The sequence below is a fragment of the Arthrobacter globiformis NBRC 12137 genome, from assembly GCF_000238915.1.
Classification (GTDB): domain Bacteria; phylum Actinomycetota; class Actinomycetes; order Actinomycetales; family Micrococcaceae; genus Arthrobacter; species Arthrobacter globiformis.
In genome coordinates this window covers 21,907-48,608 of record NZ_BAEG01000092.1, presented here as the reverse complement: position 1 = coordinate 48,608, position 26,702 = coordinate 21,907, and the positions used below count along the sequence as shown (strand labels likewise).

General features: G+C 68.0%; 21 protein-coding genes. 10 read left to right on the top strand and 11 right to left on the bottom strand.

The window, feature by feature from the left end; all coding sequences use genetic code 11:
- Positions 1 to 47: 47 nt before the first annotated feature.
- The 3 genes from ARGLB_RS19065 to ARGLB_RS19055 form a co-directional block, all read right to left on the bottom strand.
- Positions 48 to 1,028: an alpha-ketoacid dehydrogenase subunit beta gene (locus ARGLB_RS19065; RefSeq protein WP_003805652.1), complete on the bottom strand. Its 981-nt coding sequence runs from the start codon at positions 1,026 to 1,028 to the stop codon at positions 48 to 50.
- Positions 1,028 to 2,254 (bottom strand): pyruvate dehydrogenase (acetyl-transferring) E1 component subunit alpha, encoded by a 1,227-nt coding sequence (pdhA, locus tag ARGLB_RS19060; protein WP_003805651.1) that lies wholly within the window; start codon positions 2,252 to 2,254, stop codon positions 1,028 to 1,030. Before pdhA ends, ARGLB_RS19065 begins: the two co-directional genes overlap by 1 nt.
- A gap of 148 nt (positions 2,255 to 2,402) precedes the next feature.
- Entirely contained in the window at positions 2,403 to 3,521 is a 1,119-nt protein-coding gene (locus tag ARGLB_RS19055) for a histidinol-phosphate transaminase (protein WP_043419835.1), read from the bottom strand.
- A gap of 59 nt (positions 3,522 to 3,580) precedes the next feature.
- Here ARGLB_RS19055 and ARGLB_RS19050 point away from each other — a divergent pair, with 59 nt between their 5' ends.
- Positions 3,581 to 4,009 (top strand): phage holin family protein, encoded by a 429-nt coding sequence (locus ARGLB_RS19050; protein WP_003805644.1) that lies wholly within the window; start codon positions 3,581 to 3,583, stop codon positions 4,007 to 4,009.
- Here ARGLB_RS19050 and ARGLB_RS19045 read toward each other — a convergent pair.
- A complete protein-coding gene (locus ARGLB_RS19045; RefSeq protein ID WP_003805642.1) occupies positions 3,963 to 5,489 on the bottom strand; it encodes an alpha/beta hydrolase family protein in 1,527 nt (508 codons plus the stop codon). The two genes, ARGLB_RS19050 and ARGLB_RS19045, sit on opposite strands and share 47 nt — an antisense overlap.
- Positions 5,489 to 5,833 carry a hypothetical protein gene (locus ARGLB_RS19040; protein ID WP_003805640.1) on the bottom strand — a complete coding sequence of 115 codons (345 nt, stop codon included), beginning with the start codon at positions 5,831 to 5,833 and terminating at the stop codon, positions 5,489 to 5,491. The genes ARGLB_RS19045 and ARGLB_RS19040 overlap by 1 nt, the downstream gene beginning before the upstream one ends.
- A 206-nt stretch (positions 5,834 to 6,039) precedes the next feature.
- Between ARGLB_RS19040 and purB the strand changes: the two genes are divergently transcribed.
- The 5 genes from purB to ARGLB_RS19015 all read left to right on the top strand — a co-directional run bounded on the left by purB (position 6,040) and on the right by ARGLB_RS19015 (position 14,648).
- A complete protein-coding gene (gene purB, locus ARGLB_RS19035) occupies positions 6,040 to 7,482 on the top strand; it encodes an adenylosuccinate lyase (RefSeq protein WP_003805638.1) in 1,443 nt (480 codons plus the stop codon).
- 132 nt (positions 7,483 to 7,614) lie between these two features.
- Entirely contained in the window at positions 7,615 to 8,280 is a 666-nt protein-coding gene (locus tag ARGLB_RS19030; protein WP_043419833.1) for a histidine phosphatase family protein, read from the top strand.
- Between the two features lie 183 nt (positions 8,281 to 8,463).
- Entirely contained in the window at positions 8,464 to 13,497 is a 5,034-nt protein-coding gene (locus ARGLB_RS19025; protein ID WP_003805633.1) for an NAD-glutamate dehydrogenase, read from the top strand.
- Between the two features lie 136 nt (positions 13,498 to 13,633).
- Positions 13,634 to 14,137 carry a GNAT family N-acetyltransferase gene (locus tag ARGLB_RS19020; RefSeq protein ID WP_003805631.1) on the top strand — a complete coding sequence of 168 codons (504 nt, stop codon included), beginning with the start codon at positions 13,634 to 13,636 and terminating at the stop codon, positions 14,135 to 14,137.
- 76 nt (positions 14,138 to 14,213) lie between these two features.
- Complete coding sequence (locus tag ARGLB_RS19015) at positions 14,214 to 14,648, top strand: acyl-CoA thioesterase (protein WP_003805629.1); 435 nt, start codon at positions 14,214 to 14,216, stop codon at positions 14,646 to 14,648.
- A 21-nt stretch (positions 14,649 to 14,669) separates the two neighbouring features.
- Here ARGLB_RS19015 and ARGLB_RS19010 read toward each other — a convergent pair whose 3' ends face one another.
- From ARGLB_RS19010 to ARGLB_RS19000, 3 genes are all read right to left on the bottom strand, one after another.
- On the bottom strand, positions 14,670 to 15,701 hold the full coding sequence (locus ARGLB_RS19010) for an FAD-dependent monooxygenase (protein WP_003805627.1): 1,032 nt from the start codon (positions 15,699 to 15,701) through the stop codon (positions 14,670 to 14,672).
- Positions 15,702 to 15,711: 10 nt separating this feature from the next.
- Positions 15,712 to 16,956, bottom strand: coding sequence for a 4-hydroxybenzoate 3-monooxygenase (locus ARGLB_RS19005; RefSeq protein ID WP_003805626.1), 1,245 nt, complete (start codon positions 16,954 to 16,956; stop codon positions 15,712 to 15,714).
- Positions 16,957 to 17,086: 130 nt separating this feature from the next.
- Positions 17,087 to 17,836 carry an IclR family transcriptional regulator gene (locus tag ARGLB_RS19000; protein WP_003805625.1) on the bottom strand — a complete coding sequence of 250 codons (750 nt, stop codon included), beginning with the start codon at positions 17,834 to 17,836 and terminating at the stop codon, positions 17,087 to 17,089.
- 106 nt (positions 17,837 to 17,942) lie between these two features.
- Between ARGLB_RS19000 and ARGLB_RS18995 the strand changes: the two genes are divergently transcribed.
- From ARGLB_RS18995 to ARGLB_RS18985, 3 genes are all read left to right on the top strand, one after another.
- Positions 17,943 to 19,313 (top strand): MFS transporter, encoded by a 1,371-nt coding sequence (locus tag ARGLB_RS18995; RefSeq protein WP_003805624.1) that lies wholly within the window; start codon positions 17,943 to 17,945, stop codon positions 19,311 to 19,313.
- A 163-nt stretch (positions 19,314 to 19,476) separates the two neighbouring features.
- The gene (locus ARGLB_RS18990; protein WP_003805623.1) at positions 19,477 to 21,858 is read left to right on the top strand and encodes a molybdopterin oxidoreductase family protein; all 2,382 of its coding nucleotides are present in this window, start codon (positions 19,477 to 19,479) and stop codon (positions 21,856 to 21,858) included.
- Positions 21,855 to 22,316, top strand: a complete 462-nt coding sequence (locus tag ARGLB_RS18985) for a hypothetical protein (RefSeq protein WP_003805622.1) — start codon at positions 21,855 to 21,857, stop codon at positions 22,314 to 22,316. The genes ARGLB_RS18990 and ARGLB_RS18985 overlap by 4 nt, the downstream gene beginning before the upstream one ends.
- A 16-nt stretch (positions 22,317 to 22,332) precedes the next feature.
- Here the strand turns inward: ARGLB_RS18985 and ARGLB_RS18980 are convergent, their stop codons facing one another.
- Together ARGLB_RS18980 and ARGLB_RS18975 are read right to left on the bottom strand one after the other, a co-directional pair.
- Entirely contained in the window at positions 22,333 to 23,409 is a 1,077-nt protein-coding gene (locus ARGLB_RS18980) for an FUSC family protein (protein ID WP_003805621.1), read from the bottom strand.
- A 141-nt stretch (positions 23,410 to 23,550) separates the two neighbouring features.
- Positions 23,551 to 24,528 (bottom strand): NHL repeat-containing protein, encoded by a 978-nt coding sequence (locus ARGLB_RS18975; RefSeq protein WP_003805620.1) that lies wholly within the window; start codon positions 24,526 to 24,528, stop codon positions 23,551 to 23,553.
- Between the two features lie 246 nt (positions 24,529 to 24,774).
- Between ARGLB_RS18975 and ARGLB_RS18970 the strand changes: the two genes are divergently transcribed.
- A complete protein-coding gene (locus tag ARGLB_RS18970) occupies positions 24,775 to 25,653 on the top strand; it encodes an ACT domain-containing protein (RefSeq protein ID WP_003805619.1) in 879 nt (292 codons plus the stop codon).
- Here the strand turns inward: ARGLB_RS18970 and ARGLB_RS18965 are convergent.
- Entirely contained in the window at positions 25,635 to 26,618 is a 984-nt protein-coding gene (locus ARGLB_RS18965; RefSeq protein WP_003805618.1) for an aldo/keto reductase, read from the bottom strand. The genes ARGLB_RS18970 and ARGLB_RS18965 overlap by 19 nt on opposite strands.
- Positions 26,619 to 26,702 lie beyond the last annotated feature (84 nt).

The window sequence follows — 26,702 nt, the reverse complement described above, 5'->3', positions numbered from 1 at the left end:
TGCGGAGGCGGTAGGCGAAAGAGTCAGCAGGCGCTGGTGCAACGGCGTCAGTACGCGAAGGTGCGGTCCAGCGCCTCAAGGATGCGGTCGATGTCCGGGAGGTAGTCCTCTTCGATCTTGGCCACGGGGTACGGCATATGGAAGCCCCCTACCCGGATGACCGGCGCCTCCAGCGAGAGGAAGGCCCGTTCGCTGATTCGGGCAGCGATTTCGCCGCCGATGCCGCCGAAGGTGGGAGCCTCATGCGCCACGACGAGCCGGCCCGTTTTCTTGACGGAGGCCTCGATGGCGTCGAAATCGATCGGCGAGATGGAGCGCAGGTCGATCACTTCGATGCTGCGGCCGTCCTCGGCCGCGGCGTTGGCGGCGGCGAGGGCCACGGGAACGAGCGGGCCGTAAACCACCACGGTGGCGTCGGTCCCCTCCCGGACCACGTGGGCCTTGAACGGGTCCTCAGCCGGGCCGGCGGATTCGGTGTCGACCTCGCCCTTGAGCCAGTAGCGGCGCTTCGGCTCGAAGACGATCACCGGGTCCTGGCAGTTCACGGCCTGCTGGATCATCCAGTAGGCGTCGTGGGGGTTGGACGGGGTGATGATGCGCAGACCCGGGGTGTGCGCGAACAGCGCCTCCGGCGATTCCGAGTGGTGCTCGATGGAGCCGATGCCGCCGCCGTAGGGGATGCGGATGACCACGGGCACGGTGAGGTTGCCGTTGCTGCGCGAGTGCATTTTTGCCAGCTGGGTGGTGATCTGGTTGAAGCCGGGGAAGACGAAGCCGTCGAACTGGATCTCGGCAACGGGCAGGTAGCCGCGCAGCGCCAGGCCGATCGCCGTGCCGATGATGCCGGATTCGGCGAGCGGGGTGTCCACCACGCGGTCTGGCCCGAATTCGCCGATCAGGCCGTCGGTGACGCGGTAGACGCCGCCGAGAGGGCCGATGTCCTCGCCCATGAGCAGGGACTTGGGGTTGTTGCTGAGCGTGGCGCGCAGGCCTTCGTTGATGGCCTTGGCAATGGTCATGGTGGTCATCAGCGGCCTGCCCCTTCTCCCTCGTCCTCGCCGGCAAAGCCGGCGCTGTACTGCTCGAACCACGCCAGTTCCTCGGCCACGAGCGGATGCGCCTCGACGTAGGTGTTGGCAAAGGCCGTCCTGATGTCCGGGGCGTCCGACGCGTACGTGGACTTGCGGATGTAGGCGGCGAGTTCGTCGCCCTCGGCAGCAACCTTGGCGAAGAAGGCCTCGTCGGCCATGCCCTCGGAGCGGAGGTACTTCTCCAGGCGGTCCAGCGGGTCCTTTTCGCGCCACAGGGCCTCTTCTGAGGACTCGCGGTACTTCGTGGGGTCGTCGGCTGTGGTGTGGGCTCCCACCCGGTAGGTGAAGGCCTCAATCAGGACCGGTCCGTTGCCCTGCCGCGCGTGTTCGAGCGCCCATTCGGTGACTGCGTGGACAGCGATGACGTCGTTGCCGTCCACGCGGATGCCCGGGAACCCGTAGCCCTTGGCGCGGTTGGAGAGCGGGATGCGGGTCTGCACAGCTGTGGGCACGGAGATAGCCCAGTGGTTGTTCTGGCAGAAGAAGACCACCGGGGCATTGTACGAGGAGGCGAAGACCATGGACTCGTGGACGTCACCCTCGGAGCTCGCACCGTCGCCGAAGTAGACCATGACGGCGGCCTTCGGTTCGGCCGAGCCTTCCACACCCTGGGCCGCTGCCAGCCGCTGGTCGCGCTGGATGCCCATGGCATATCCGACGGCGTGCGGCGTCTGCGCAGCCAGGACCAGTGTGTACAGGTGGAAATTGGTGTCCTTGGGGTTCCAGCCGCCGTTGGAGACGCCGCGGAACTGCTTCAGCAGTTCGGCCAGGTCCACGTTGCGGGTCAGCGCGACGCCGTGCTCACGGTAGGTGGGGAATATGTAGTCCTGCGGCTGGCTGGCCCGCCCGGATCCGATCTGGGCGGCTTCCTGGCCCGTGAGCGGAACCCACAATGCCAGCTGGCCCTGCCGCTGCAGGGCCGTGGCCTCCTGGTCAAAGCGACGGATGGCCGCCATGTCCGCGTAGAAACCCCGGAACTTTTCGGCGTCGAGACGCTGGGCGTACTCGGAAAATACGGAGTCCGCGCCCAGCGTGCCATCGGGGCGCAGAAGCTGGACCATTTCAGTCGGAGGCACGCCCAAGGCAGCCTCGGCCTGCGCCTCGAGCTGGTCGTCCAGTTCCGTTCCATCGAACTCGGTGGAGGGCAGATGTGTTGCGCCCATACCGTCTCCTTGCCTGCCGCATCCGGATGCGTTGCAATGTCGCTGGGATATATGCCTCGCGGGGAATGCATTCCCGGCGAGGCATATATATTTGGCTTACTGTTCCTTACTTTATCCGGCGTAGGTAGCGCCGGCTGTTTGTTAAGCGCTAGGAACGGCGTGGCGGTTTTGTGTAAACCGCACAGAGTTCCAGGAAACGGGTGTTCGCTTCCGCTTCGCCGATGCTGACCCTGACGCCTTCATTTCCGAAGGCGCGCACAGACAGTGCACGTTCGCCGGCGAGCTGGGCAAACTCCGCGCTGTTCGCGCCCAGATCAAGCCAGACAAAGTTCCCCTGCGCGTCCGGGACGAACCAGCCGAGGTCCCGGAGGCCCGCTGACACGCGGTCCCGCTCCTCCACCAGGCTTTGTACCCTTTCTACAACCTGGTCAAAATTCTGCAGGGACACCACCGCGGCCTGTTCGGCGATCTGCGAGACCGCGAACGGGGTGGCGGCGACGCGCAGGTGCTGGGTGAGCTGGGGCTGGGAAACGCTGTAGCCGACGCGGAGGCCAGCCAGGCCGTGTGCCTTGGAGAACGTCCTGAGCACCACCACATTGGGGTACTTGCGGTACATCCGGATGCCGTCCACGGCGTCTTCTGCCCGGACGAACTCCTGGTAGGCCTCGTCGATGACCACCACAACGTCCGAAGGCACGGACCTGATGAACCGCTCAGTTTCCGCGGCGGTCAGGATGGGGCCGGTGGGGTTGTTGGGGGTGCAGAGCAGGATCACCCTTGTTCGCGCTGTCACGGCTGCGGCCATGGCGTCGAGGTCATGGCGCCCGTCAGCCGTCACGGGAATCCGGACGCTTTCCGCCCCGGCCAGCCCGACGCAGATGGGGTAGGCCTCGAAGGACCGCCATGCGTAGATCACTTCGTCCGGTTTGCCATCGTCATTCTGCCCGGCGAACGTAGCCAGCAGCTGGGTGAGGGCGCCGAGGCTGCCGGCACCGGTGACGATGTCCTCGGCCGGGACGTCGAGGAACCCGGCGAGCGCGGTGCGCAGCTTGGTGCTGAGCGGGTCGGGGTAGCGGTTGAAGTCGGTCTGGGCGGCAATGGCCTCCACCACGGCAGGGATGGGCGGCAGCGGGTTCTCGTTGGACGACAGCTTGTAGCTTGCAAGGCCGTCGACGGCGACGGGCGGCTTGCCGGCGGCGTAGCGGGGCAGCCGATCAACCACCGGTCGGGGCCTCAGGCCCCCCGCCATAGTCTCTGATGAAGTCATGCCACCCAGCCTATGCCCCTGACTGCCTGCCTGGCCGTGCGGTGTGAAAGCATGGGCGCATGCGGTCTTTCATCATGCGCGTGATCATTAATGGGCTGGCGCTGTGGGTTGCCAGCTGGCTTCTGCCCGGCCTGGATATCTCCACCACAGCCACCACGGAAGCCGTAGCCAAGACCGGGGTAAACCAGGGAACCGACGCCGCCGGCATTGTCCTCGCGTACCTGTTCGTCGGGCTGATTTTCGGCCTGGTCAATGCGTTTGTGCGGCCGGTGGTCAGCTTCCTCTCCCTGCCCATCACCATCCTGACGCTGGGGCTGTTCACGGTGGTGATCAATGCCGCGATGCTCTATCTCACCTCCTGGATCAGCGGCTACACGCCCGTGCACTTCACCATCGATTCGTTCTTCTGGACCGCCGTGCTGGCTGCCATCATCATCACCGTCATTTCGCTGGTGGCAGACCGGCTCCCCGGCGCCCGCCACCGCTAACACCCCCGCCGCTGAAACCCCCGAGGCTGACACCCCCGCCGAGGGGAAGGATTCCCCTGCCCAGGCCGGGCAGTGACGGCTGCACGGCGGGCGCATGCGGCTTTGGCGCACGGACCAGCTGGAAGCGGGTGGCCCTGGCCGTTCCTCCCGCACCCACTACTCCGGCAAGCGCGGCGGTGGACGCCACCAGCGAAGTATCCGGACTCGCGGAGACTGCCCGGGCCCCGGCCTCGTAGTGGGCGAGCCGGTGCCCGGGGCCGAGCCCGGCGTCCTCACCGGCAGGCGTCCTGACCAATCCGTTCAGCGTTACTGTCACCCGGTCCCTGGTGTCCGGGTTGGGAAGGCCTTCGCTGCCCGGAACCCAGTCCTGCCGGTGCTCCAGGTGCAGGCTGCTGACGCCGGGTTCTGGAGTTATTGCGCCGACCGGCGATCCTGCAGTCAGCACGTACCTGAGGTTGTACTCGGCGAGGAAAGCCTTGTGCTGGCTCAAATTCATTGCATGGATGCCGCCCTGGCTGTAGCCCACGGCCACCACCTGGTCCCCGGCCTCCGCGCCGGCCTGGCGAAGGGCTGCGCGGATTGCCGCGGTGGTGTACTCGGACCCATATCCCAGCGCTTCGCCGACACCGGCCTCGTCGAAGGGGTTGGGTCCGCCGGTGTTGCCGGGCTGGGTTCCTGGAATGATCACGATGTACGCATCGCGTCCGCCGGTGGTTGTCTGGATGATTTCGATGTGGCCCGGGCCGGCGTCTGCCACCTCCCCTGCCCGGGCGAGGAGGCCTGCCGGGGAAGCGTCCAGGTCAATGTCCGCGGAGCCCTGCGTCAGAGCCCTGACCGGCCGCGGCTTCAGTTCGGGTTTGACCCGGTCCAGCAGCATGCGGAGGATAACTGGCACGCTGGCACGCCCGCCAGAGGTCACGGCCATCCGCGCTGCGGCATCGATCTCGCCTGGCCGCGTTCCCAGGAGCGCCGCCAGGATCGTGCCGCCCAGGAGGGGGACGCTCCCGGTGATCGCCTCGGTGCTCGCCCCATTCGGACGCCAGTCCCCCGACAGACCAAAGTCCACCACCTGCCGCCCCCATAGCCATGACGCATTCAGTCCGAGCTGCATCACCAGCTGGTTTGCCGACTCGGCGGCGCTGTACTCAAGCTGGCAGGCGCGCACGCCGCCAGCCAGGCGCTCCAGCTCCTTCCGTACCGCCGCCACGGAGCGCTGCCCTTCCCAGACCGCGGTCAGGGCCTCGGCGCCGCTAAACGGATTATCTCGCTGGTAGCTTCCCGATGCCTCCCAGACCCTGTAAACGCCCAGTTCCACGGACGCCAAATCCCGGGCGAGCGCATCCAGCTCCCGCGCTCCGGCGTCCAGTTCCTCGAGCTGGAAGGAGATCCCGCCTAATCCGCCGCGCACGGAGAGGACACTGTTGGAGGCCGGTTCGGCGGGACGGAGCTGTCCGCCGCTGTCCGGCGTCGTTTCGGCCATCAGTAGCCTCCGGCAGCGGGGAGGGCGGACTCGGCGACGTGCACGGCGTGCCGCCGCAGGGCAAGTGCCGCATCAAGCACCTTGTCCCGCGCCCCGCCCACGGCACCGGCCTGCACCTGGAGCTTGGACCGGTATGCCAGACCGGCAGGCGACCGCCAGGCCATGAGCTGGAGCTGCACGAGCTTGGCCTGGACGGCTTCAATCTGTTCCGCGCAGGCCTCCACCCGCCCGGCCAGCAGCTGGACTTCGAAGCTGCGCGACGAACATGCCGCGGCGTAGGCCTCCGTGATGCTGACGCTCATCGTTGTGACGCCGGCGCTCATCGCTGTGGTGCTGGCGCTCATGCGGGTACCTCCATCCCCTGTGGGCCGGCGCCCTCCGCGTCCGCCCTTTCCCCCGTTCCTGCCCACGACGCTAAGGTGCCGGCCGCCGCCGACGGAACGGCCGGCGTCGTCCATGTGGAGAAGTGCGGAAGGGCGGGGCTGTGGAGGGGAAGTCACACGGAATCCCGTGCTTCAGCGGGCACAGAACTTCATGAAAGAATCAGGTCATGCCTGAAACTGCCGCCACAGCTGACACCCGTACGCCCTCCGGACGCCTCGCCCTCGCCGCGTCAGGGGAACAAATCGCGCTCGGCCCGCTGGACGGCCGCTACAAGTCCGCCGTCGCACCCCTCGTTGACTACCTGTCCGAGGCAGCCCTCAACCGCGACCGCGTCGCCGTCGAGGTGGAGTGGCTTATCCACCTGACAGGGGACAACGTCCTCCCGGGCGCCGGCCCCCTGACTGAGGACCAGCAGCAGCAGCTGCGGGCCATCGTCACCGAATTCGATGCCTCCTCCGTCACCGAGCTGGCCGAAATCGAAGCCGTCACCGTCCACGACGTCAAGGCCGTGGAGTACTACATCGGCCGCCGCCTGCCCGCCATCGGGATCGAGAACCTGACCGCCATGGTGCACTTCGGCTGCACGTCCGAGGACATCAACAACCTGTCCTACGCGCTGGGCGTGAAGGGTGCTGTGGAGGACGTGTGGCTGCCCGCCGCCCGGGCCCTCGTGGCCCAGATCGGCAAGATGGCCGAAGATAACCGCGCCGTTCCGATGCTGTCCCGCACGCACGGCCAGCCCGCCACACCGACCACCCTGGGCAAGGAACTCGCCGTCATCGCACACCGCCTGAACCGGCAGCTGGAGCGGATCGCCAGGACCGAATACCTCGGCAAGATCAACGGCGCCACCGGCACCTACGCCGCCCACGTGGCTTCGGTCCCGGGCGCGGACTGGCAGCAGGTCGCGAAGTCGTTCGTGGAGAAGCTGGGACTGACCTGGAACCCGCTGACCACCCAGATCGAAAGCCACGACTGGCAGGCCGAGCTGTACGCCGACGTCGCCCGCTTCAACCGGATCCTGCACAACGTCTGCACGGACATCTGGAGCTACATCTCGATCGGCTACTTCGCGCAGATCCCCGTGGCAGGCGCCACCGGTTCCTCCACCATGCCGCACAAGGTCAACCCGATCCGCTTCGAGAACGCAGAGGCCAACTTGGAGATCTCCTCCGGCCTCCTGGACGTGCTGGGCTCCACCCTGGTCACCTCCCGCTGGCAGCGCGATCTCACCGACTCCTCCAGCCAGCGCAACATCGGCGTGGCCTTCGGCCACTCCCTGCTGGCCATCTCCAACGTGGCCAAGGGCCTGGAGCGCCTGGATGTGGCCGAGGACGTTCTTGCCGGCGACCTCGACACCAACTGGGAAGTCCTGGGCGAAGCCATCCAGATGGTGATGCGCGCGGAGGCGATTGCCGGCGTCGAAGGCATGGAAAACCCCTACGAACGGCTCAAGGACCTGACCCGCGGGCAGCGCGTGGACGCGGCCCGGATGCAGGAATTCGTGCAGGGCCTGGGCCTTTCCGCGGACGCCGAGGCGCGGCTGCTGGCCCTGACCCCGGGCAAGTACACCGGCATCGCCGACCAGCTGGTGGACCACCTGAAATAAGTACGACGGCGGTGCCGGGCTTTGCTGCCCGGCACCGCTTCCGTTTCCGGCGGCCCCGCAAAGAATCGTCCGGCCCCGCCCAAGGCGGCTCGTGCGGCCCACCTTCCCGACCATGACAAGGAACGCGAAACCATGAGGCTGCTGCTCATCCGCCACGGCGAAACTCCCGGGAACGTGCTGGGGCAGCTGGACACCGCCCACCCGGGTCCCGGCCTCACCGAGCTGGGAGAGCGGCAGGCGGAGGCACTGCCGCGAGCTCTGGTGAACGAGCCGGTCAGCGCCCTGTACGCGTCCACATTGCTCCGCACCCAGATCACGGCCAAACCGCTGAGCCGGGAGCTCGGCCTCGATGTGGAGATCCTGGACGGCATCCACGAGATCGAAGCCGGCGCCCTGGAAAAACTGACGGACCACGAGTCCCACCGCCGGTACATGAGCACCGTGTTCGCCTGGAGCGACGGCGATTTCGACCGCCGGATGCCCGCCGGACCGGACGGGCACGAATTCTTCGGGCGTTATGACGCGGCCATCGCCAAGGTGGCCGCGGAAGCCGCCGGCGCCGGCGCAGTCGCGCTGGTGAGCCACGGCGCCGCGATCCGCGTCTGGGCAGCGCGCCGCGCGGACAACATCGACATGGAATTCGCCGCCCGGCACGTCCTCGCCAACACCGGCATCGTGGCGCTGGAAGGCGACCCCGAAGCCGGCTGGCAGCTGATCCACTGGGACGCCAGCCCGGTGGGCGGCCTTGCCCTGGCCGACCCCGCCGCCGAAGACCCGATGGGAAAGACCACGGGCTAGGTCAGCCGCCGCCGTGGCCTTAGCGACTGGTCCACAAGCGGGCCCGCATGTACCCAACCTGCCGTACTGGCCCCGCCGTACTGGACGGGCGCCAGCCCACGCGGCCATCATGAAAGCAGGCGTCGGGACAGGACCGGCAACCGCGACTTGCGGCGGTGTCCCGCACGGTGGAGGCGCACTGCCATGGCACAAGAAACGGTGCCGCGGGGCGGGGACCGCGAGGATGGCCCCTTCCTGCCCGGCGAATCGTTCCTGACTGATTACTACGAGCACGTGTCCGGGGAAGACATCGGGGACTACAGCCTCGACGTCCTCCGCCAGCGGGCCATGCACCACCTTTCCGTCGCGGCGGAACGCGCCCCGGGGCACGCCGCCGTCGGGGTTCTGAACGACCTTGACGCCACGATCGTGGCCGTGGTCGCGGACGACATGCCGTTTCTGGTCCACTCGGTCACGGCGGAACTGACGCGCGAGGACGCCGCGATCCGGCTCCTGGTGCACCCAACGTTCGAGGTGCGGCGGGACTCCCGGACCCATCGGCTGCTGGACTTGCGGCACGGACCTTCGCGGTCGGGGCTGGCTGTTCCCCGGGCGGCTCATGAACAGCGGCCGCCGGCCCCGGCCGCGGGCGACGAACCGGGCGGCGGGCCCGACGCCTGGACAGCCACCGAGACCTGGGTGGCGGTGGAAATCGACAGGCTTCCGGAGCAATCAAACGTGGACGGACTGACCGCCAACCTGCACCGGGTGCTGGACGACGTCCGGGCAGCCGCGGACGATTCCCCGGCCATACAGGAAGCGGTCATCGCGGCCATCGGCTCGGTGGACAGGTTCCCGGCGTCATCCGCTCCGCCGCCGGACCAGGTCCGCGACCTGCTGCGGTGGCTGGACGAAGGCAACTTCACATTCCTGGGATACGCGGAACGCCGCCTGCCGGCGTCGCCGGAGGCAGCGGGACGGCCCGTCAGCGCGCTGGGACTGCTGCGCCGTCCCCTGGCGGACGGCGCCGGAGAGGCGGACGGCGCCGGAGAGGCGGACGGCGCCGGAGAGGCGGACGACGGCGGTCAGGCGGCGGGCGGTGCCAACGCGAACGACGGCGGAACCGCACAGGCCGGAACCGAACAGTGGGACGGGCCCCGGGACGGACAGGTCTTCCACCTGACCACGTGCGACCTCCACTCGAGCGTGCTGCGGGCCTCCTACCTGGACGAACTGCGGCTCCCGATTTTCGATGCCGCGGGCGCGGTGACCGGTGAGAGGCGCTTCGTTGGCCTCTTCACGCCGGGCGCATCCAGCCAGTCGGTGCGCCGGATTCCGGTGATCCGCGACAAGCTGGTGGCGGTCCTGGGGCGTCTCGAATCCGCGCCCCGGTCGCAACGGAGCAAGGATGTCCTGGCGGTCCTTGAGTCCTTTCCCCGCGACGAGCTCTTCTCGATCGGCGTTGATGACCTGACCCGGCTGGCCGCCGACATCCTTGACCTGCAGCAACGCCGCAGGACCCGGCTGTTCCTGCGCCCGGACAGTCCCGGCGGCTTTGTTCATGCCCTGGTGTTCCTGCCGCGGCGGCGCTACAACACGGCCGTCCGGCTCAGGATCGAGCACGAACTCCGCCAGACATTCCGGCCACGGGACATGGAGTTCGAGGTGCGGCTGGGAGATTCCCCCATGGCCCGCGTCTTCTTCCGGATCCTGCTGGCCGGCGGCGCCACACCGGACGTAGATGCCGCGGCCCTGGAACAGCGGGTGCTGCAGGCCACGCGCTCCTGGACCGAGGGCCTCGACGAAGCACTCAGGGACCACTTTCCCGGCCCCGAGGCGGCCAGGCTCACGGCACTCTGGTCAGGCGCCTTTCCGCCCAGCTACCGCGCAGAGTACAGCGCGGACGATGCCATTCGGGACATCGGCAGGTTCGAGGAGTTTGACCTGGACGGGCGGGGCGGCCGGGACCCCGACGATCCGGCTCTGACGGTCTACACCCTGCCCGTGCCTGCCGGTGCCGCCCCCGCCGGTCCCACCACCGCTGATGCCTCCCCCGCCACGGCCGGCAGCTCCCGCATCAGGCTCTACCTCACCCGGCCCCGCAGCCTCACGACGTTCCTGCCGTTCTTCCACAATCTCGGCGTCGAGGTGCTGGACCAGCGGCCCTTCGGCCTGCGCCGCGGCGGCCGCGAGCTGCACCTGTACGACTTGGGCGTGAAGTATCCCGACGGCGTCGACCCCGCCCAGGTGGGCGCGCTGCTGGCGGATTCCTTTTCCGCAGCCATGCGGGGAGACATCGAGTCCGACAGTTTTGATGCCCTGGTGATCCGTGAGGCGGTACCGTGGCGGCAGGTTGTCATCCTGCGCAGCTATGCCAGGTACCTGCAGCAGCTGGGCACCACCAATTCCTACGGCTTCATCGCCGAAACACTGCTGGCCAACGTCCGGGCGACGCGTGCCCTGCTGGAGCTGTTTGCGGCCAAGTTCGATCCGGAGCTGGCCGCCGTTGAGCGGCTCCGCAGCACCGCCGCGGCACGGCAGGAACTTCTGGCCGCCATCGACGACGTCCCCGTACTGGACGCCGACCGGCTGCTGCGGACCTTCATGAACCTCGTGGAGGCGACCGTGCGCACCAACTACTACCAGGCCATGTCGTACCTGAGCATCAAGCTCAACCCCGCGGCCATCCACAGTTCGCCCCTGCCCCGGCCAAGATACGAGATTTGGGTGTATTCGCCGCGGGTGGAAGGCGTTCACCTCCGTTTCGGTGCCCTGTCCCGGGGCGGGCTGCGCTGGTCCGACCGGCGTGAGGACTTCCGCACCGAGATCCTCGGCCTGGTGAAGGCACAAGTGGTCAAGAACTCGGTCATCGTCCCGACCGGGGCCAAGGGCGGTTTCTACCCCAAGCGGCTGCCGGACCCGGCCGTTGACCGGGCGGCGTGGCTGGCGGAGGGCCAGGAATGCTACCGGATCTTCATCCGCGGCCTGCTGGACCTGACCGACAACCTGGTCCTGGCCGCCGTCGGAAAAACCGGTGGCGCTGAAACCGGTGGCCGGGAAACCGTGGTCCCGCCGGACCATGTGGTCCGCCACGACGGCGACGACTGCTATCTGGTGGTGGCCGCGGACAAGGGGACCGCTTCCTTCTCGGATACTGCGAACCTCCTCGCCGGTGAATACGGATTCTGGCTGGGTGACGCCTTCGCCTCAGGCGGCTCCGTGGGTTACGACCACAAGCAGATGGGCATCACCGCCCGGGGTGCCTGGGAGTCCGTGAAGGAACACTTCAGGGAGCTCGGGCTGGACATCGCGAACGAGGACTTCACCGTGGCGGGCATCGGCGACATGAGCGGCGACGTCTTCGGGAACGGCATGCTGCTCTCCCGCCACATCCGCCTGGTGGCTGCCTTCGACCACCGGCACATCTTCCTGGATCCGGATCCGGATCCGGCGGCCTCCTTCACCGAGCGGGGGCGCCTGTTCGGGCTGCCCCGTTCATCCTGGGCCGACTACGACGCGTCACTCATCAGCGAGGGCGGCGGCGTGTACTCCCGGCAGGCAAAGTCGATCATGGTGACGGAACCGGTCCGGCGCGTCCTGGGGCTGGAGCGCGGCACCACCGAGGTGGCGCCGCAGGAACTCCTGCGGGCCATTCTCCGGGCGCCGGTGGACCTCCTGTACAACGGCGGGATCGGCACCTACGTGAAGGCCGCGACGGAAACAAACGCCGACGTCGGCGACAAAGCCAACGATGCCATCAGGGTCGACGGGTCCCAGCTGCGGGCGAGGGTGGTCGCCGAAGGCGGCAACCTGGGACTGACCCAGCGCGGACGCATCGAGGCCGCGCTGGGCGGGGTCCTGCTCAACACCGACGCTATCGACAACTCGGCCGGAGTGGACTGCTCCGACCACGAAGTCAACATCAAGATCTTCGTGGACCGGATGATCGCCGCCGGCCGCATGGATGCCGCGGAACGGACCGGCTTCCTGCATTCCCTCACGGATGAAGTCGCCCGGCTGGTCCTCAAGAACAACACCGATCAGAATGTGCTCCTGCTCAACGACCGGCACCTCGTGTCCAACTGGAGCCCCGGCTTCGAGCGGGCCATGGACTGGCTGGAAACCGCCGCGGACCTCGACAGGAACATCGAGGCACTGCCAGGCACCGAGGAGCTCCATGACCGGCTCCGTTCCGGCCACGGACTGACCGCCCCGGAGCTGTCCGTGCTGGCCGCCTATGCCAAAATCGAGCTGGCCGCGGACCTCGTGGCCAGCGACCTCGCCGATGACCCCTGGTTCAGCGGCACACTCCGCAGCTACTTCCCGCGCCAGCTGTCCGAACGTTTCGGCGCCGAACTGGACACGCACCCGCTGCGCCGGGAGATCATCTGCACCGTGGTGGCCAACGACATGATCAATCTGGGCGGCATCACCTTCGCCTTCCGCGCCATCGAGGAAACAACCGCCACTCCTGCAGCCGTCGCGAAGGCCTTCGTGGTGGCACGCGAGGTTTATGACCTGCCATGGATCGTGGACCGGATCGCCGCCCTTCCCCCCGGGTTCCCCACCGAGCATGCTGCCGAAGTCTCGCTGCACATGCGCCGGGTGCTCGACCGGGCCACCCGCTGGTACGTGACCCATGACCACCGGGACCGGCCCGTCACGGAGGCGCTGGCAAGGATCACGCCAACGCTGGAGATGTTCCGGACCCGCACCGTGGACTACCTTCGCGGCTCGGACCTGGACCGCGTGCAGGACCGCCTCGCGCACTGGGACCAGGTGGGGCTGCCGCACGACCTGGGGAAGCGGGCTGCGGACATGCTGGAGAGCTTCGGACTGCTGGATATCTCGCTGGTATCGGAACAGGTCCGGGAGCCCCTGGCCACGATCACAGATTTGTACTACACGGTGTTCCAGCGCATCGGGGCCGCCAGCCTGCTGCTGCGCATCACCGACCTGCCCCGGCAGAACCGGTGGGAAGCCCTCGCCCGGGCCGCCCTGCGGGACGACGTCTATTCCGCCGTGGCGGATATGACGGTCTCGGTCATGCAGCACACCCGGGACACCGACCCGGCTGCCCCCGACCCGATTGGCCGCATTGTGGCGTGGGAGCGGGGGCACCAGGAGCAGTTGGCCCGGATCAAGGACACGTTCGCCGAAGTGACCAAGCCGGGGCAGGTGGACATCGCCTCGATCTCGGTAGCCCTGAAGCTCCTGCGGACGCTGGTGCGGCCGTAAGGGTGCCAGCCTTAAGAGTGCCAACCGTAACAGTGCAACGCCAAGTGTTCCCACGGCGCTTACCGGCAGGAAACACCGCGGTAACGGTGCGCTTCTAGCCTTAATTCGCACAACCCTTCGGCGAATCGAGGCACAGATGCAGACCAATCCCAGGCTCAACATCCGGAAAGTCACCTGGTCGAACCCTGTGGGCGCCGACCTCCGCGCCGCGCAACAGGCTGAACTGGACGCCCGCTTCGGATGTGCCGACCATGAGCCTGGGCCCAAGCCGTCCGAAGTGGACACGGCCGTGTTCCTCGTGGCCTACGACAAGGGATCCGGCCAGCCGGTGGGCTGCGGCGGCCTGCGGCTGCTCGACTCCAATACGGCGGAAATCAAGCGGCTCTACGTTCTCCCCTACACCCGGGGATCAGGTGTGGCCAGCTCCATCCTGGCCGCCCTCGAGGCGGAAGCCTACGCGCAGGGGATCACCCGGATCACGGCGGAAGCGGGCTCCGCGCAGACCGATGGCCGCAACTTCTACGCGAACTCCGGCTTCGACCAGGTTCCCAACTTCGGCCCCTACATCGGCGTCGAGCATTCGTACTGCTACGCCAAGAGCATCAATTCCCACAGCGCAGCGCACACCGCCATGGCCTGAGCCGGCTCCGTTCCTACAGTCCGACGGCGGCCGTCACACTCAGGTGGGTCGGGCCGCCGTCGGCTAATCTCGCGCTATGGAAACCAAAGACATTACGTTCCGCACCCGCAAGTGGGTGCGGCCAGAGGACCTCAACGCCAACGGCACGCTGTTCGGTGGCAGCCTGCTGAAGTGGATCGACGAGGAAGCCGCGATCTACGCCATCCTCCAGCTGGGCAACGGCCGCGCGGTCACCAAGTACATCTCCGAAATCAACTTCGTCAGCTCCGCGGTCCAGGGCGACCTGATCGAGATGGGCCTGACCGCCACGCGCTTCGGCCGCACGTCGCTGACCATGCGCGCCGAGGTGCGCAACATGATCACGCGGCAGAGCATCCTCACCATTGAGGAGATAGTGTTCGTCAACCTCAGCACCACCGGCAAGCCGGAGCCGCACGGCTACACGGAAATCACCTACGACCGCGACCGCATTCCCACGCACCACCTCACCGAAACGCTGCAGCAGGACTAGCGAGCCGCCGTCGTCCGGCTTCTAACGGGAAACCAGCCTCAGGAGCCCGTCGCGCAGTGGCTGTGCCCGTTCTGTCAGGGCCACGCCCGCCATGGCGGAGGAGGCCAGCCGCAGCAGCTGGGTCTTGAGGGTGCGCTGCCGGTTGTAGGCCTTCAGCGCGTCCTCCGGCGGACGGGCATTGAGGAGTTCGGCCAGCGTGACGGCGTCCACGAGTGCCTCACAGGCGCCGCGGCCAAGGTTGGGCGTCATGCCATGCGCAGCGTCACCCGCCAGCACGGCGCCCGGCCGCACAAAGCTGCCGAGGTTGGGCGTGGTCCAGACCCGCTGCGCCAGCGTGGCGTCTGGCGTGGCCAGCTCCAGCACTTTCCGGACGGCCGGCGCGCTTCCGGCGAAACGCTCCTTTGCCTGCTTCAGCGCTTCGGCCGCATCGAGGCCTGCCGGTCCCAGGTTTGAGCGGAACGAGGCGTACCAGTAGGTCCTGCCGCCGGACGCAGGCGTGATGCCGAACAGCTGCCCGCGTCCCCAGTATTCCCCGCCGGCGTCGGCCTGGACGGGCTCGGGAAGGACGCCGCGCAGGGCGAGGTACGGCGTCAGCCTTGCCTGCGATCTGGCACCCCAGAAGCAGCGGCGGACCACGCTGTGGACGCCGTCGGCCCCCACCAGCAGGCCTGACGCCAGCGGTCCGGTAGCGGGGATGCGGTCAACCCTGCCCTCAACGCGGCGCACGGATGCGGGCACGGCGCCGTCGAGAATCCGGATAAGGTCCGCCCGGGAGACGCCCAGGACCCCGCGCACCTCGGGTGCCATCAGGGCTGTGCCCGTGGCGTCACGCAAGGCCATCCCGCCGAGGGTCGCGCCCGCCTCCCTGATCTGCGGCAGGACTCCCAGGACCGCCAGGGCCGCCTGCGCCTCCGGCCACATGGCCAGCGACGTCTCCACCGCCGGCACACCGGGCCGCTGCTCGTGGATGGTCACGTCGAAGCGCTCCGGGTCCAGGCCGGCCCCGAGCGCGAGGCCGGCGATGCCGCCGCCGATGATGGTTATGGCTTCCATGGACCCGATCTTAAGCCCGACGGCGGGACGCCGGGTGTGGCGGTCCGCCCGGCGCGGGCGGCACGGGGATGTAGGCCGACGGCCAGCCGGTGTAGGCCTCGGCAAGGTACGCCTGGCCGTGCCGCGAGGACACCACGGATTTCAACTCGCCCAACTGGCGGGCCCGGGCGAAGTCGCCGGCATCCGCAGGGGTGTGCAGCATGGTGGTCATCCAGTAGGAGAACTGCTGGGCCTTCCACACTCGGTCCAGGGCGCGGTCGCTGTACGAGTCCAGCAGGGCCGTGGAGCCGCTGTTGTAGTAGCTGTCCAGCCCCTCGAACAGCACCTTCACGTCGTGGATCGCCAGATTCAGGCCCTTGGCGCCCGTCGGCGGCACGGTGTGCGCGGCGTCGCCGGCGAGAAACAGCTTCCCGTGCCGCATGGGAGTGTGCACGAAGCTGCGGAACGGCAGGACCATCTTGTCGATGACCGGGCCTTCCTTCAGCTCGAAGCCGTTGCCGTTGACCCGGCTGCGGAACTCCGCCCAGATCCGCTCATCGTTCCAGTCGGCCACGTTCTCCTTGGGGTCGCACTGGAAGTACATCCACTGCACGGTCTCGGTGCGCTGGCTGATAAGGGCAAAGCCGTTCTCGGAGTTGGCGTAGATCAGCTCGTCGGAACTGCGCGGCGCCTCGGCAAGGATGCCGAACCACGCGAAGGGGTACTCGTGGAAGTACCATTTGCGGTGCGCCTCAGGGATCTGGAAACGGCAGTGGCTGCGCGAGCCGTCGGCACCGGCGATGAAGTCGGCCTGCAGCTCGAACTCAATACCGTCGGCATCGGTGAACCAGACCTTGGGCTTGTCCTCGATGTCGTGGATGGTCGTGTCGGTAACGCTGTAGCGCACGTCACCGCCGTCGGCTTCCCGGCGGGCGGCGAGGTCCATGAAGACGTCGGTCTGCGGGTAGAGCCAGACGGACTCGCCCACGAGTTCCTTGAAGTCGATGCGGTGGCTTTCGCCGTTGAACCGCAGCTCAATGCCGTCGTGCCGGTCTCCTTCCCGCAGCACGCGGTCGGACACGCCGCCCTCCACGAGCATATTGACCGTGCCGTGCTCCAGGATGCCGGCGCGGACCGTCTCGGAAATTTCCTGGCGGCTGCGGATTTCGATCACGGTGGATTCAATTCCGGCCTTGGCCAGCAGGTGGGACAGCATGAGTCCCGCAGGGCCCGCGCCCAGAATGGCCACCTGGGTGGTGATGATCTGTCGTGCCATGGTGTTCCTCGCTCCGTTGCGTGGCCCGGGAGTCCGGGCGGAAGGTGTTTGCTGGCTAACAGTGTGCGCCGGGGAGTGTGGTCGGCGTTACAACGATTCCGCTGAATGGAAGCGTGCGCCCGTGCAAGAATCAGCCGGCGCCCTCAGCGAGCCGCCGCGCGATGCCACGCGCCGCCGTCTGAAGCGCCGGCACCAGCGCCTGCATGCGCATCTCCCGCAGCGGAACCACGACGCCGATCGCTGCCACCGCGCGCTTCTGGCCGTCCAGTACGGGGACAGCTATTCCCCAGGTGTCGGGATCGATCACACCGGCCAGTTCGGCATACCCCTGGTTGGCAGCCTCGGCCAGCACGGCGCGCACTTCGTCGCGGCTGACCTTTCCGGCAGGGTCCGCGAACTGGTCCAGGTATTCGGCCTGGGCGTGCTTTGGCTGGTGCGACATCAGCGCCAGCCCGGCCGACGACACATGGACTGCCATCCGGCCCGCGATCTGGGCGCGGTTGGCCACGGATCCGCGGCGGGACAGCCGCTCAACAAAAAGCGCTTCCCATCCGTCGAGCACCGCGAGATTCACGTTCTGGTTCAGGACGTGCTGGATGTCCTCCATGAAGGGCATGGCTGCCTGGCGCAGGGCCAGCGTCGGCGAATTACGGTTCACCAGCTCCCACAGCCTCAGGCCCAGCCGCACGGAGCCGCCGGGGCTGGTTTCGAGCAGGCCGTGCGTGGCCAGCTGCCGCACCAGGCGGTGGGCGGTGGTGAGCGGAAGGTCCGCCCGCTCGGCCAGCTCGGACAGCTGCAGGACGGTAACGCCGGCCGGGAACGCCGCAATGACGCGCACAACGCGGTCCACCACCGAGTCCCCCGAGACTGAATTGGCCACCGCGTTTTCGCTTCCATTGAATGGTTTGAGTTGTCCCAGATTACACCCGGCGGTGATACAACTCTCATGTCGAATGTGACGCTTCTACCCGAACGATGAGGTTCCCATGTCAACGCTCCCTGTTGCCCGCCGCTCCCAGTGGCCCGTCTGGCTCTGCTGGCTGGCCATGGTGCTGGACGGCTTCGACCTGGTGGTGCTGGGCACCGTGATTCCCACCCTGATCAAGACCCAGGACCTGGGCTTCGACGCCATCGGGGCCACCTACGCGGCCACCATCTCGCTGGTGGGCGTTGGCATCGGGGCGCTCTTCATCGCGCCTCTCTCGGACCGCTTCGGCCGCCGACGGCTCCTGGTTGCCTGCGTGGCCTGGTTCTCGCTCTTCACCATAGCCGTCGTCTTTGCCCCCAACGTTGCCATGTTCGGCATCTTCCGGCTCCTCGCGGGCGTGGGACTCGGAGCCTGCCTGCCCGCTGCCCTGGCCTACATGAACGATTACGCCCCCGCCGGCACCGCCGGCAAGTCCACGACCCGGACCATGACCGGTTATCACGTTGGCGCCGTGGCCACAGCGTTCCTGGCCATCCTGGTGGTGCCTGACTGGCGCATCATGTTCGTCGTCGGAGGCCTTGCCGGGTTCGTGCTGGTGCCGTTCCTGTGGTTCCGGCTGCCGGAAACCCTGCCGCCCGTCCACGCGGAGCCAGCGGCAATCAACGATGCCGAGGCCAACCGCGCCGAAAGTCCCGCCCCAGAAGCCCGCCGCGCCGGCCCCGCCCGGACGCACCGGCCCATCGCCGTGCCGGCGGCCGAGCCCGAGGCTGCGCCGGCGTCGTTGCTGGCCGACCAGGCCGGCGAGCGGGCCAGCTTCCGGGACCTCACGCGCAAGCCGTATCCGCTGGTTGCGCTGGGAATTGCGGTCGCATCATTCATGGGGCTCCTGCTGGTCTACGGCCTGAATACCTGGCTGCCGCAACTCATGTCCTCCGCCGGCTACACAGTCAGCACGGGCCTGGTGCTGCTCCTGGTGCTTAACGTGGGCGCCGTGGTGGGCCTGATCGTGGCCGGCATCCTGGCCGACAAGCACGGCACCAAGAAGATCGTGCTCCTCTGGTTCGGCCTATCCGCCCTCTTCCTGGCCGCCCTCAGCATCAAGGTCCAAAGCGAACTGCTGCTCAACGCTGCCGTGTTCGTGACCGGCGTCTTCGTGTTCAGCTCCCAGGTCCTCGTCTACGCCTGGGTCAGCCAGCTCTTCCCGGCCCGGCTCCGCGGCACGGCCCTGGGCTTTGCCGCGGGCGTCGGGCGGCTCGGCGCCATCATGGGACCGGCCGTTACCGGAACGCTCGTGGCCGCCGGCATCGCCTACCCGTGGGGCTTCTACGTCTTCGCCGGCGCCGCGGTGCTGGGTCTGCTGGCCTTGGTGACCGTCCCCCATGCCATCGCGCCGGCACCCGGCCAGCCGTCCGACGTCGGGCGTTCCTAGACGGAACCGGCCCTCAGCCCACGAGCGGCCCGGGGCGGGCCGGTCGCCGCGGCACCGGGCCGGGGCCGCCGTCGGACACCCATGGGCCAGCCGCTTCCGCCAGCGACGGCGGCGGGTAACCTAGGGACAGTAAGTTCACTTACCATCCTGGAGGCTGACCCCCATGACGGACCGGATCGCAGACATCTGGGGTGAGCGGACGCCCCACGGAAGCGGCCAGGCGTGGCCCGAACGCGTGGACCAGGTCCTGGCCGAGGGGCTCACCGACGGCGACGTCGACCGCTGGGTGCAGTCGGCGTGCGTCCTGTGCAGCAACGGCTGCGGCTGCGACATCGCCGTCAAGGACGGCAAAATGGTGGGCATCCGCGGCCGCAGGGAGGACCGGGTGAACCGCGGCCGGCTGGGACCCAAGGGCCTCTACGGCAGCTGGCAGGGCGAGGATCACCGGGACCGCCTGACCCGCCCGCTGGTCAGGGTGGACGGCGAGCTGGTGGAGACGGACTGGGACACCGCCATGGGCCGCATCGTGGCGCGGAGCAGGGAACTTTTGGCCAGCAAGGGCCCGCTCAGCCACGGTTTCTACACCAGCGGGCAGCTGTTCCTGGAGGAGTATTACGCGCTGGGCATGCTCGGCAAGGCCGGGATCGGCACGCCGCACATGGACGGCAACACGAGGCTGTGCACGGCCACGGCCGCCGCGGCACTGAAGGAATCCTTCGGCGCCGACGGCCAGCCCGGCAGCTATGCGGACGTCGATGAGTGCAGCGCCGTGTTCCTGTACGGCCACAACATGGCCGAGACGCAGACGGTGCTGTGGTCCCGCGTGCTGGACCGGCTGGACGGGCCCAACCCGCCAAAGCTCGTGTGTGTCGACCCGCGCGACACCGAGGTGGCCCGCCGTGCCGACGTGCACCTGGCGGTTCATCCGGGCACCAACCTGGCGTTGATGAACGGGCTGGTCCGCGAACTCTTCGCCAACGGCTGGATCGACGAAGCCTACATCGCGGAGCACACCGCCAACGTGGACCGGCTGCGCAGCGTGGTGGAGCCCTGGACCCCGGAGAAAGTGGCCGAAACCTGCGGCGTGGAGGCTGCCGACGTGCGGCGTGCGGCGGAGATCTTCGGCACCGAAAGCAGGGTGCTTTCCACCGTCCTGCAGGGCTTCTACCAGTCGGCCCACGCCACCGCGTCCGCGTGCCAGGTCAACAACCTCCACCTGCTCCGCGGCATGCTGGGCAAGCCTGGCTGCGGCCTGCTGCAGATGAACGGGCAGCCCACTGCCCAGAACAACAGGGAATGCGGGGCCGACGGCGACCTTCCGGGCTTCCGCAACTGGGAGAACCCGCAGCACGTGAGGGACCTGGCCCGGCTGTGGAACGTTGACCCCGGGATCATTCCGGACTGGGCCCCGCCGACGCACGCCCTGCAGATCTTCCGCTACGTCGAACAGGGCTCCATCGGGCTGCTGTGGATTTCCGCCACGAACCCGGCCGTGTCCATGCCGCAGCTGGAGCGGATCCGGCACATCCTGGGCAGGGACAGCCTGTTCCTCGTGGTGCAGGACATCTACCTCACCGAAACGGCGCAGTATGCGGACGTCGTGCTCCCCTGCGCTGCGTGGGGCGAGAAGACCGGTACCTTCACGAACGCTGACCGGACCGTCCACCTGTCCGAGAAGGCCGTCGATCCGCCGGGCGAGGCACGGAGCGACCTCGACGTCTTCCTCGACTATGCCCGCCGGATGGGGTTCAAGGACAAGGACGGGCAGCCGCTGCTGGACTGGTCCGGCCCCGAGGACGGCTTCGAGGCGTGGAAGGAATGCTCGCGCGGCCGCCCCTGCGACTACACGGGGCTCAGCTACGACAAGCTCCGGGGCAGCAGCGGCATCCAGTGGCCCTGCACGGCGGAGCAGCCCGCCGGCACCGAGCGGCTGTACACCGATGCCCGGTTCCCCACCGCGCCGGAGTACTGCGAGTCCTTCGGGCACGACATCCTCACCGGCGCCACGACGGGCGAAACCCAGTACAAGGCAACCGTCGAACCCGGGAAGGCCTGGCTCAAGGCCCTCGACTACACCCCGCCGCACGAGGAACCCGACGCCGAGTACCCGCTGCGCTACACCACCGGCCGGACGGCGTACCACTTCCACACCCGCACCAAGACCGGCCGCAGCCGCCGCCTCAACGGCGCCGCACCCGAACCGTGGATGGAGATGTCTGTGGAGGACGCCGCACGCGCCGGCTGCCAGGAGGGGGACATCGCCCGGGTGACGTCCCGCCGCGGCAGCCTGGAAGTTCCGGTGCGGGTCGGGGACATCCGGCCTGGCACCGTCTTCGCGCCGTTCCACTATGGCTACTGGGACACGCCCGACGGCGGCAGGCACCGTGCCGCGAACGAACTCACCGTCACCGAATGGGACCCGGTGTCCAAGCAGCCGCTGTTCAAGAACGCCGCCGTCCGGGTGGAAAAACTGCGCAGCGGCGACGGCCCGTCGAAGGCTCCGGACACCACCGCATCCCGCCGCGCAACAGGAGCCCAGCGATGAAACTCCCTGTCTACATTGGACTGCTGGACGAGGCGGAAGCCACGCTGGCGTCCTCGTTCCGGGTTGTGGCCGACGGCCACGGCGACGAACCCGACGTGCACTTCATCCTGCAGACGTTCGCCAAGAAGTGCGATGCACACCGGGAGGCACTGAAGCCGGTCATCGGCCGCTACGGCGAAGACGTCGAGGGCGAGGAAGAGCGCCGGCTGACGGCCAACGGCGTGAAGGAAGTCCGCTCCGGTCCGCTGGCTTTGATGCTGGACCTGCAGGACCTGTATGTGCTGGTCAACCACATCGACGTCACCTGGATGATGGTGGGGCAGGCAGCCAAGGGTGGCCGGGACAAGGAACTCCAAGGCGTCGTGGAGCAATGTGAGGACGACTCGGAGCTGCAGATCCGGTGGCTGCAGACCAGGATGAAGCAGGCCGCGCCCCAGGCGCTCCTGGTAGCTGAATGACCAGGGGCCGCGCGCTTCAGCGCGTGGCCGCCCCGGCCGAGGTCCGCCGGGAAAGCCGGGACCACAGGGCGGGGGCCAGCACCACGGCGATTCCGACGGCGGCGCCGATCACCGTCTCCACGATCCGGTCCCGGAGCAGGATGCCGGGTGCGGCAGGCGAGACCAGCAGCGTGGACGTCAGTGCCAGCGGTGTCACGAAGACCTGGGCCAGCACATAGTTCCGGGCAATGAAGAGCTCGGCGCCGAACTGGCAGATGGCGATCACCAGGACCGTCTGCCACGGCACGGGCTGCAGCAGCAGGATGCCCGCCAGCAGGATGAGGCCCAGCACGGTGCCGATAATCCTCTGGATGCCGCGGGCAATGCGGTGCCGCGTGGTGCGTCCCACCAGCGGAACGACTGCCGCCACCATGGCCCAGTAGTTGTGCCCGAAGCCGAGCAGCTGGCCAATGAGGGTGGCGAGGGTTCCTGCAAGCCCCGCGGCCGCCAGGTAGCCCACCGCCTCAAGCCCGGCCGCACGCTTCTCCTCGGCGGTGAGCCGGACGGGCGGAGGCATCTCCCACGGCGTCCGGCGGCTCCGCAGCACCCGGGAGGACAGCCCAACGGCCAGGCAGAAAAGCGTGGTCGCGACGGACACCAGCAGGCACTCCCACAGCGGCGGCTGGCTGGGGATGGACGCGATCGCCGCGAAGGCGAAGATGTGGAACAGTGAGCCGGCCGGCCGGTGCCGCCACCAGGCGATCACCAGTGAGCAGGCGCCGGCCACCAGCGTGGTGGCCAGGACCTGGAGCCAGATGCCCGCCTCCTGGGACAGTCCGCCGTTGTGCACGATGCGGGCGGTCAGCGTGGCCAGAAGGATCACCAGGAGCATGAGCGCACCCGCCCGGACCTGGATGAAGAACCGCTTGCGGTGCAGCTCGCCGCGGCCGTAGATGCCGGTGAACGCGCCGAAGGACGCAAAGATCGCCAGGTCCAGCCGGCCCAGCAGCACCAGGGTGATCAGCGGCACGAACACGCCCACGGCGCACCGCATGGCGACGTGATGGTCCTTGTTTGCCGGGGCAAGGGTGAACATCTCGGCCAGCAGCTTCACGGGGGAATCGCGCCTTTCGTTGCAGTTTGGAACTGACGACGGCGGCGCTGGCGTCCGCTTCCCAGTTTAACGGGGGCGGCCTCCGCCTTCCCCGCGGAGGCCGCCTGCTGCCCTGTTGCGTTCGTCTCCTCAGCCGTCTCTTTACTTCGTGGCGTTGGTGCGTGCGTCCACCGTGACCACTTCGAAGGTCTTGGCGTTCGGCACGCCAAACTTGGCATTGACGGCGGCGAGGGTGTCATCGAACAGAGCGGCCGTCGTCGGGATGTTGAAGTCCGGGCTGGTGATGACTTCGCGCAGCTTTGCCGTCGATTCGTGGAAGTTCACCCGCAGCCGGCTGATCTGGTTGGAGAAGTTCTGCACTGCCCAGACGGTGTCGCCCTTGACCAGGACGCCGTCGACGTTGGGGACCGTCACGCCGGTGATCTCGGTGCTGGCACCGGTCCGCGGGCTGACGGTGTACAGCTCCTGATTGCCCGTGTGCGCCACTACGAGCCGGCGGGCGTCGCGTGAATAGGCGATGCCATTGAGGTTGAACTGCTTGCTGGTGTCCGCCGCGGGACCCTTCAGCGTCAGCGTGCGCACTTTGCCGAGGTCGCCGTCGTCGTCAACCGGGATGAAGTACAGCTCAGCCTGCCGCGAGTTGGTAAACCAGGCGCCATGGTCCGTGAGTGCCACGTCGTTGATGAAGGCTTCCTTCCTGGTCAGCTGGAAGGTCTTGACCGTCTTGCCCGTGTCGGTGTCGTACACGTAAGCCCGGCCCGTGGGGCCGCCGGCGACGAACAGCAGATCGTTGTGCCGGTCCGCCTTCATGCCCACGGCCATCCTGCCGTCGGGTGCATCGATGAACTTGGTCGCCTTGTCCTTGCGGATGTCGCCGCGGTAGATGTCCCCGGTGACCAGGTCACCCGCGTAGAATTTCGTGCTGCCGGCGGCCGCGATGCCCTCGGCACCCTTGGCCCCGTCCAGCAGGATCACCGGGGCAATGTCGTCGGACCGGGTCTCTCCGGCCGAGGCGACGGGTGCGGGGACCAGGAGCGCGGCGAGGGCGAGGAACCCTACCGCGGCACGGCGGCGCATATGACCTGAACTGGTGCTGATGGACATGGCGGTGCTCTCCACGAGTCGACTCTTCCGTGCGAGCAGGCCGTTGTACGGGAGTCCGCACGCTGGTCCCTTCAGTGTAGGGACCGGGCCGGAGGCTGGCCATAGCCCCGCAGGAGCCGCGAGTTTTTGTCCAGACATTGGGCGCAAAAGCCCCGCCAGAGGCCATTATCTGTACAAAAACTCCATGCATCCGGGGGATGTTTCGCGGGATCGGAACGCAGGGGCAATCACCCCGTAACAGCGGCCGGGCAGTCTGGCACCATGGAGCCCCATGCGCCGAAGCCCCACACGCCGAAGCCCGCCGCGGCCGAACTGAGCTGCGAAGTCTGCGGGCAGATGCCCGAGCCCACCAAGACGCGCCTCACGGTGGCCAATGTCGCCGTCATGCTCCCGATCGAACTGCTGGTGCACGCGCTGGTGGTCCAGACGCATCTGCCCTATCTGGCCAAGGTGCTGGTCCTGACCCTGACGGCCACCGTCCTGGTGATCTGGGTGGCCGAGCCCTCCGCGGCCCGGATTCTGCGGCGGTGGCTCCACGCACCCGCGCTGCGTCACCGCCGGCGCCTTGGCACGGCTCCGGCGCTGTGGCGTGCGCGGACCGTGCTCCGAGACGAGCCCGGTTCCCTTAAGCGGATCACCAGGTCGCTGGCACTGCTGGACACCAACATTTTGGGCATCCACGTCCATCCGGTCCGGGGCGGGGTGATGGATGAATTCGTCCTGTCGGCCCCGGGCGAGGTCAGCGAGCGCCAGCTGCTGGAGGCCCTGGCGGACGGCGGCGGACGCAGCACGCAGGTCTGGCCCACCACCGCCCTGGCCATGGCCGACGGGCAGACCAAGGCCCTGAGCCTGGCCGCCCGGATCGCCGCCATGCCGGGGGAACTTCCGCTGGCCGTGGCGGAACTGCTGTCCGCCCGGATCCTTGATCCCGCCAGCGAGTCGGCCCGCCACCTTAGTGAAACGAACGACGCCGGGACCATCCTGAAAATCCCGACCGCCTGGCACGGACCCATCACCTTTTTCCGTCCCGGCGAGCCGTTCACGCCGGCCGAATCGGCCCGTGCCCACCGGCTCGCGGAGCTCGCCGAAATCCTGGCGCACCGGGAGTCTCTGCGGGTAGGTCAGAACCCGGAGGGGTAGCGGGGCGTGTAGCTTTCCTCGAGGCGCCGGACCTCCGACTCGGTCAGGTCAAGCCCGACGGCGGCAGCGGCGTCGTCGACATGTCGTTCCTTCGTCGCCCCGACGATGGGGGCGGTGACGGCGGACTTGCCCGCGCTCCAGGCCAGGGCGATCTGCGCCATCGGCACGCCACGCTCGTCCGCCACGGCGGCGACTGCGTCGACGATGGCCCTGTTCGCGTCCTCGTCCTGCTTGTACAGGCCCTTGCCGAACTGGTCCGTGTCCTGCCGGGTCCCGGATCCGGCTGCGCCCCACGGCCGGGTCAGGTTTCCACGCGCCAGGGGGCTCCAGGGGATGACACCCACGCCGGTTGCCTGGCAGAACGGGTGCATTTCGCGCTCTTCCTCCCGCTCGAGGAGGTTGTACTGGTCCTGCATGGACACGAACCTCGTCCAGCCGTGCAGTTCCGCCACGTGCTGCATCCGGGCGAACTGCCAGGCCCACATGCTCGACGCCCCGATGTAGCGGGCCTTGCCGGCCTTCACGACGTCATGCAGGGCCTCCATCGTCTCCTCGACGGGCGTCACCGGGTCATACCGGTGGATCTGGTACAGGTCCACGTAGTCGGTGCGGAGCCGGGTGAGGGATGCGTCGATCTCGTGCATGATCGCGGCCCGGCTGAGTCCGGCCCCGTTGCGGGCCCCGCGCATCCGCCCGTGGACCTTGGTGGCGATCTGGACCTCCTCACGCGGGGCCAGTTCCTTGAGCAGGGTGCCGGTGATCTCCTCGCTCGAGCCGGCCGAGTACACATTTGCTGTATCGAACGTGGTGATTCCCGCCTCGTAGGCGCGCCGCACCAACGGCCTGGCTTCATCGAGCCCCACGCTCCACTCGTGCGACCCCTTCGCCGGATCGCCGTAGCTCATCATGCCCAGGACAACGGCGCTGATTTCCAGCCCGGAGTTTCCAAGTCGGACCGTCTTCATTCGGTACTCCCTTTCGATGCTTTGCCATTCGGCCGCTGTCACAATTCGTTTTTTCGCGGGCCACGGGTTACTTCTCCGAAAACC

Coding starts and splice junctions, on each gene's coding strand:
- ARGLB_RS19065 (WP_003805652.1), bottom strand. CDS start 1,028: ATGACCACCATGACCATTGCCAAGGCCATCAACGAAGGCCTGCGCGCC.
- pdhA (WP_003805651.1), bottom strand. CDS start 2,254: ATGGGCGCAACACATCTGCCCTCCACCGAGTTCGATGGAACGGAACTG.
- ARGLB_RS19055 (WP_043419835.1), bottom strand. CDS start 3,521: ATGACTTCATCAGAGACTATGGCGGGGGGCCTGAGGCCCCGACCGGTG.
- ARGLB_RS19050 (WP_003805644.1), top strand. CDS start 3,581: ATGCGGTCTTTCATCATGCGCGTGATCATTAATGGGCTGGCGCTGTGG.
- ARGLB_RS19045 (WP_003805642.1), bottom strand. CDS start 5,489: ATGGCCGAAACGACGCCGGACAGCGGCGGACAGCTCCGTCCCGCCGAA.
- ARGLB_RS19040 (WP_003805640.1), bottom strand. CDS start 5,833: ATGAGCGCCAGCACCACAGCGATGAGCGCCGGCGTCACAACGATGAGC.
- purB (WP_003805638.1), top strand. CDS start 6,040: ATGCCTGAAACTGCCGCCACAGCTGACACCCGTACGCCCTCCGGACGC.
- ARGLB_RS19030 (WP_043419833.1), top strand. CDS start 7,615: ATGAGGCTGCTGCTCATCCGCCACGGCGAAACTCCCGGGAACGTGCTG.
- ARGLB_RS19025 (WP_003805633.1), top strand. CDS start 8,464: ATGGCACAAGAAACGGTGCCGCGGGGCGGGGACCGCGAGGATGGCCCC.
- ARGLB_RS19020 (WP_003805631.1), top strand. CDS start 13,634: ATGCAGACCAATCCCAGGCTCAACATCCGGAAAGTCACCTGGTCGAAC.
- ARGLB_RS19015 (WP_003805629.1), top strand. CDS start 14,214: ATGGAAACCAAAGACATTACGTTCCGCACCCGCAAGTGGGTGCGGCCA.
- ARGLB_RS19010 (WP_003805627.1), bottom strand. CDS start 15,701: ATGGAAGCCATAACCATCATCGGCGGCGGCATCGCCGGCCTCGCGCTC.
- ARGLB_RS19005 (WP_003805626.1), bottom strand. CDS start 16,956: ATGGCACGACAGATCATCACCACCCAGGTGGCCATTCTGGGCGCGGGC.
- ARGLB_RS18995 (WP_003805624.1), top strand. CDS start 17,943: ATGTCAACGCTCCCTGTTGCCCGCCGCTCCCAGTGGCCCGTCTGGCTC.
- ARGLB_RS18990 (WP_003805623.1), top strand. CDS start 19,477: ATGACGGACCGGATCGCAGACATCTGGGGTGAGCGGACGCCCCACGGA.
- ARGLB_RS18985 (WP_003805622.1), top strand. CDS start 21,855: ATGAAACTCCCTGTCTACATTGGACTGCTGGACGAGGCGGAAGCCACG.
- ARGLB_RS18970 (WP_003805619.1), top strand. CDS start 24,775: ATGGAGCCCCATGCGCCGAAGCCCCACACGCCGAAGCCCGCCGCGGCC.
- ARGLB_RS18965 (WP_003805618.1), bottom strand. CDS start 26,618: ATGAAGACGGTCCGACTTGGAAACTCCGGGCTGGAAATCAGCGCCGTT.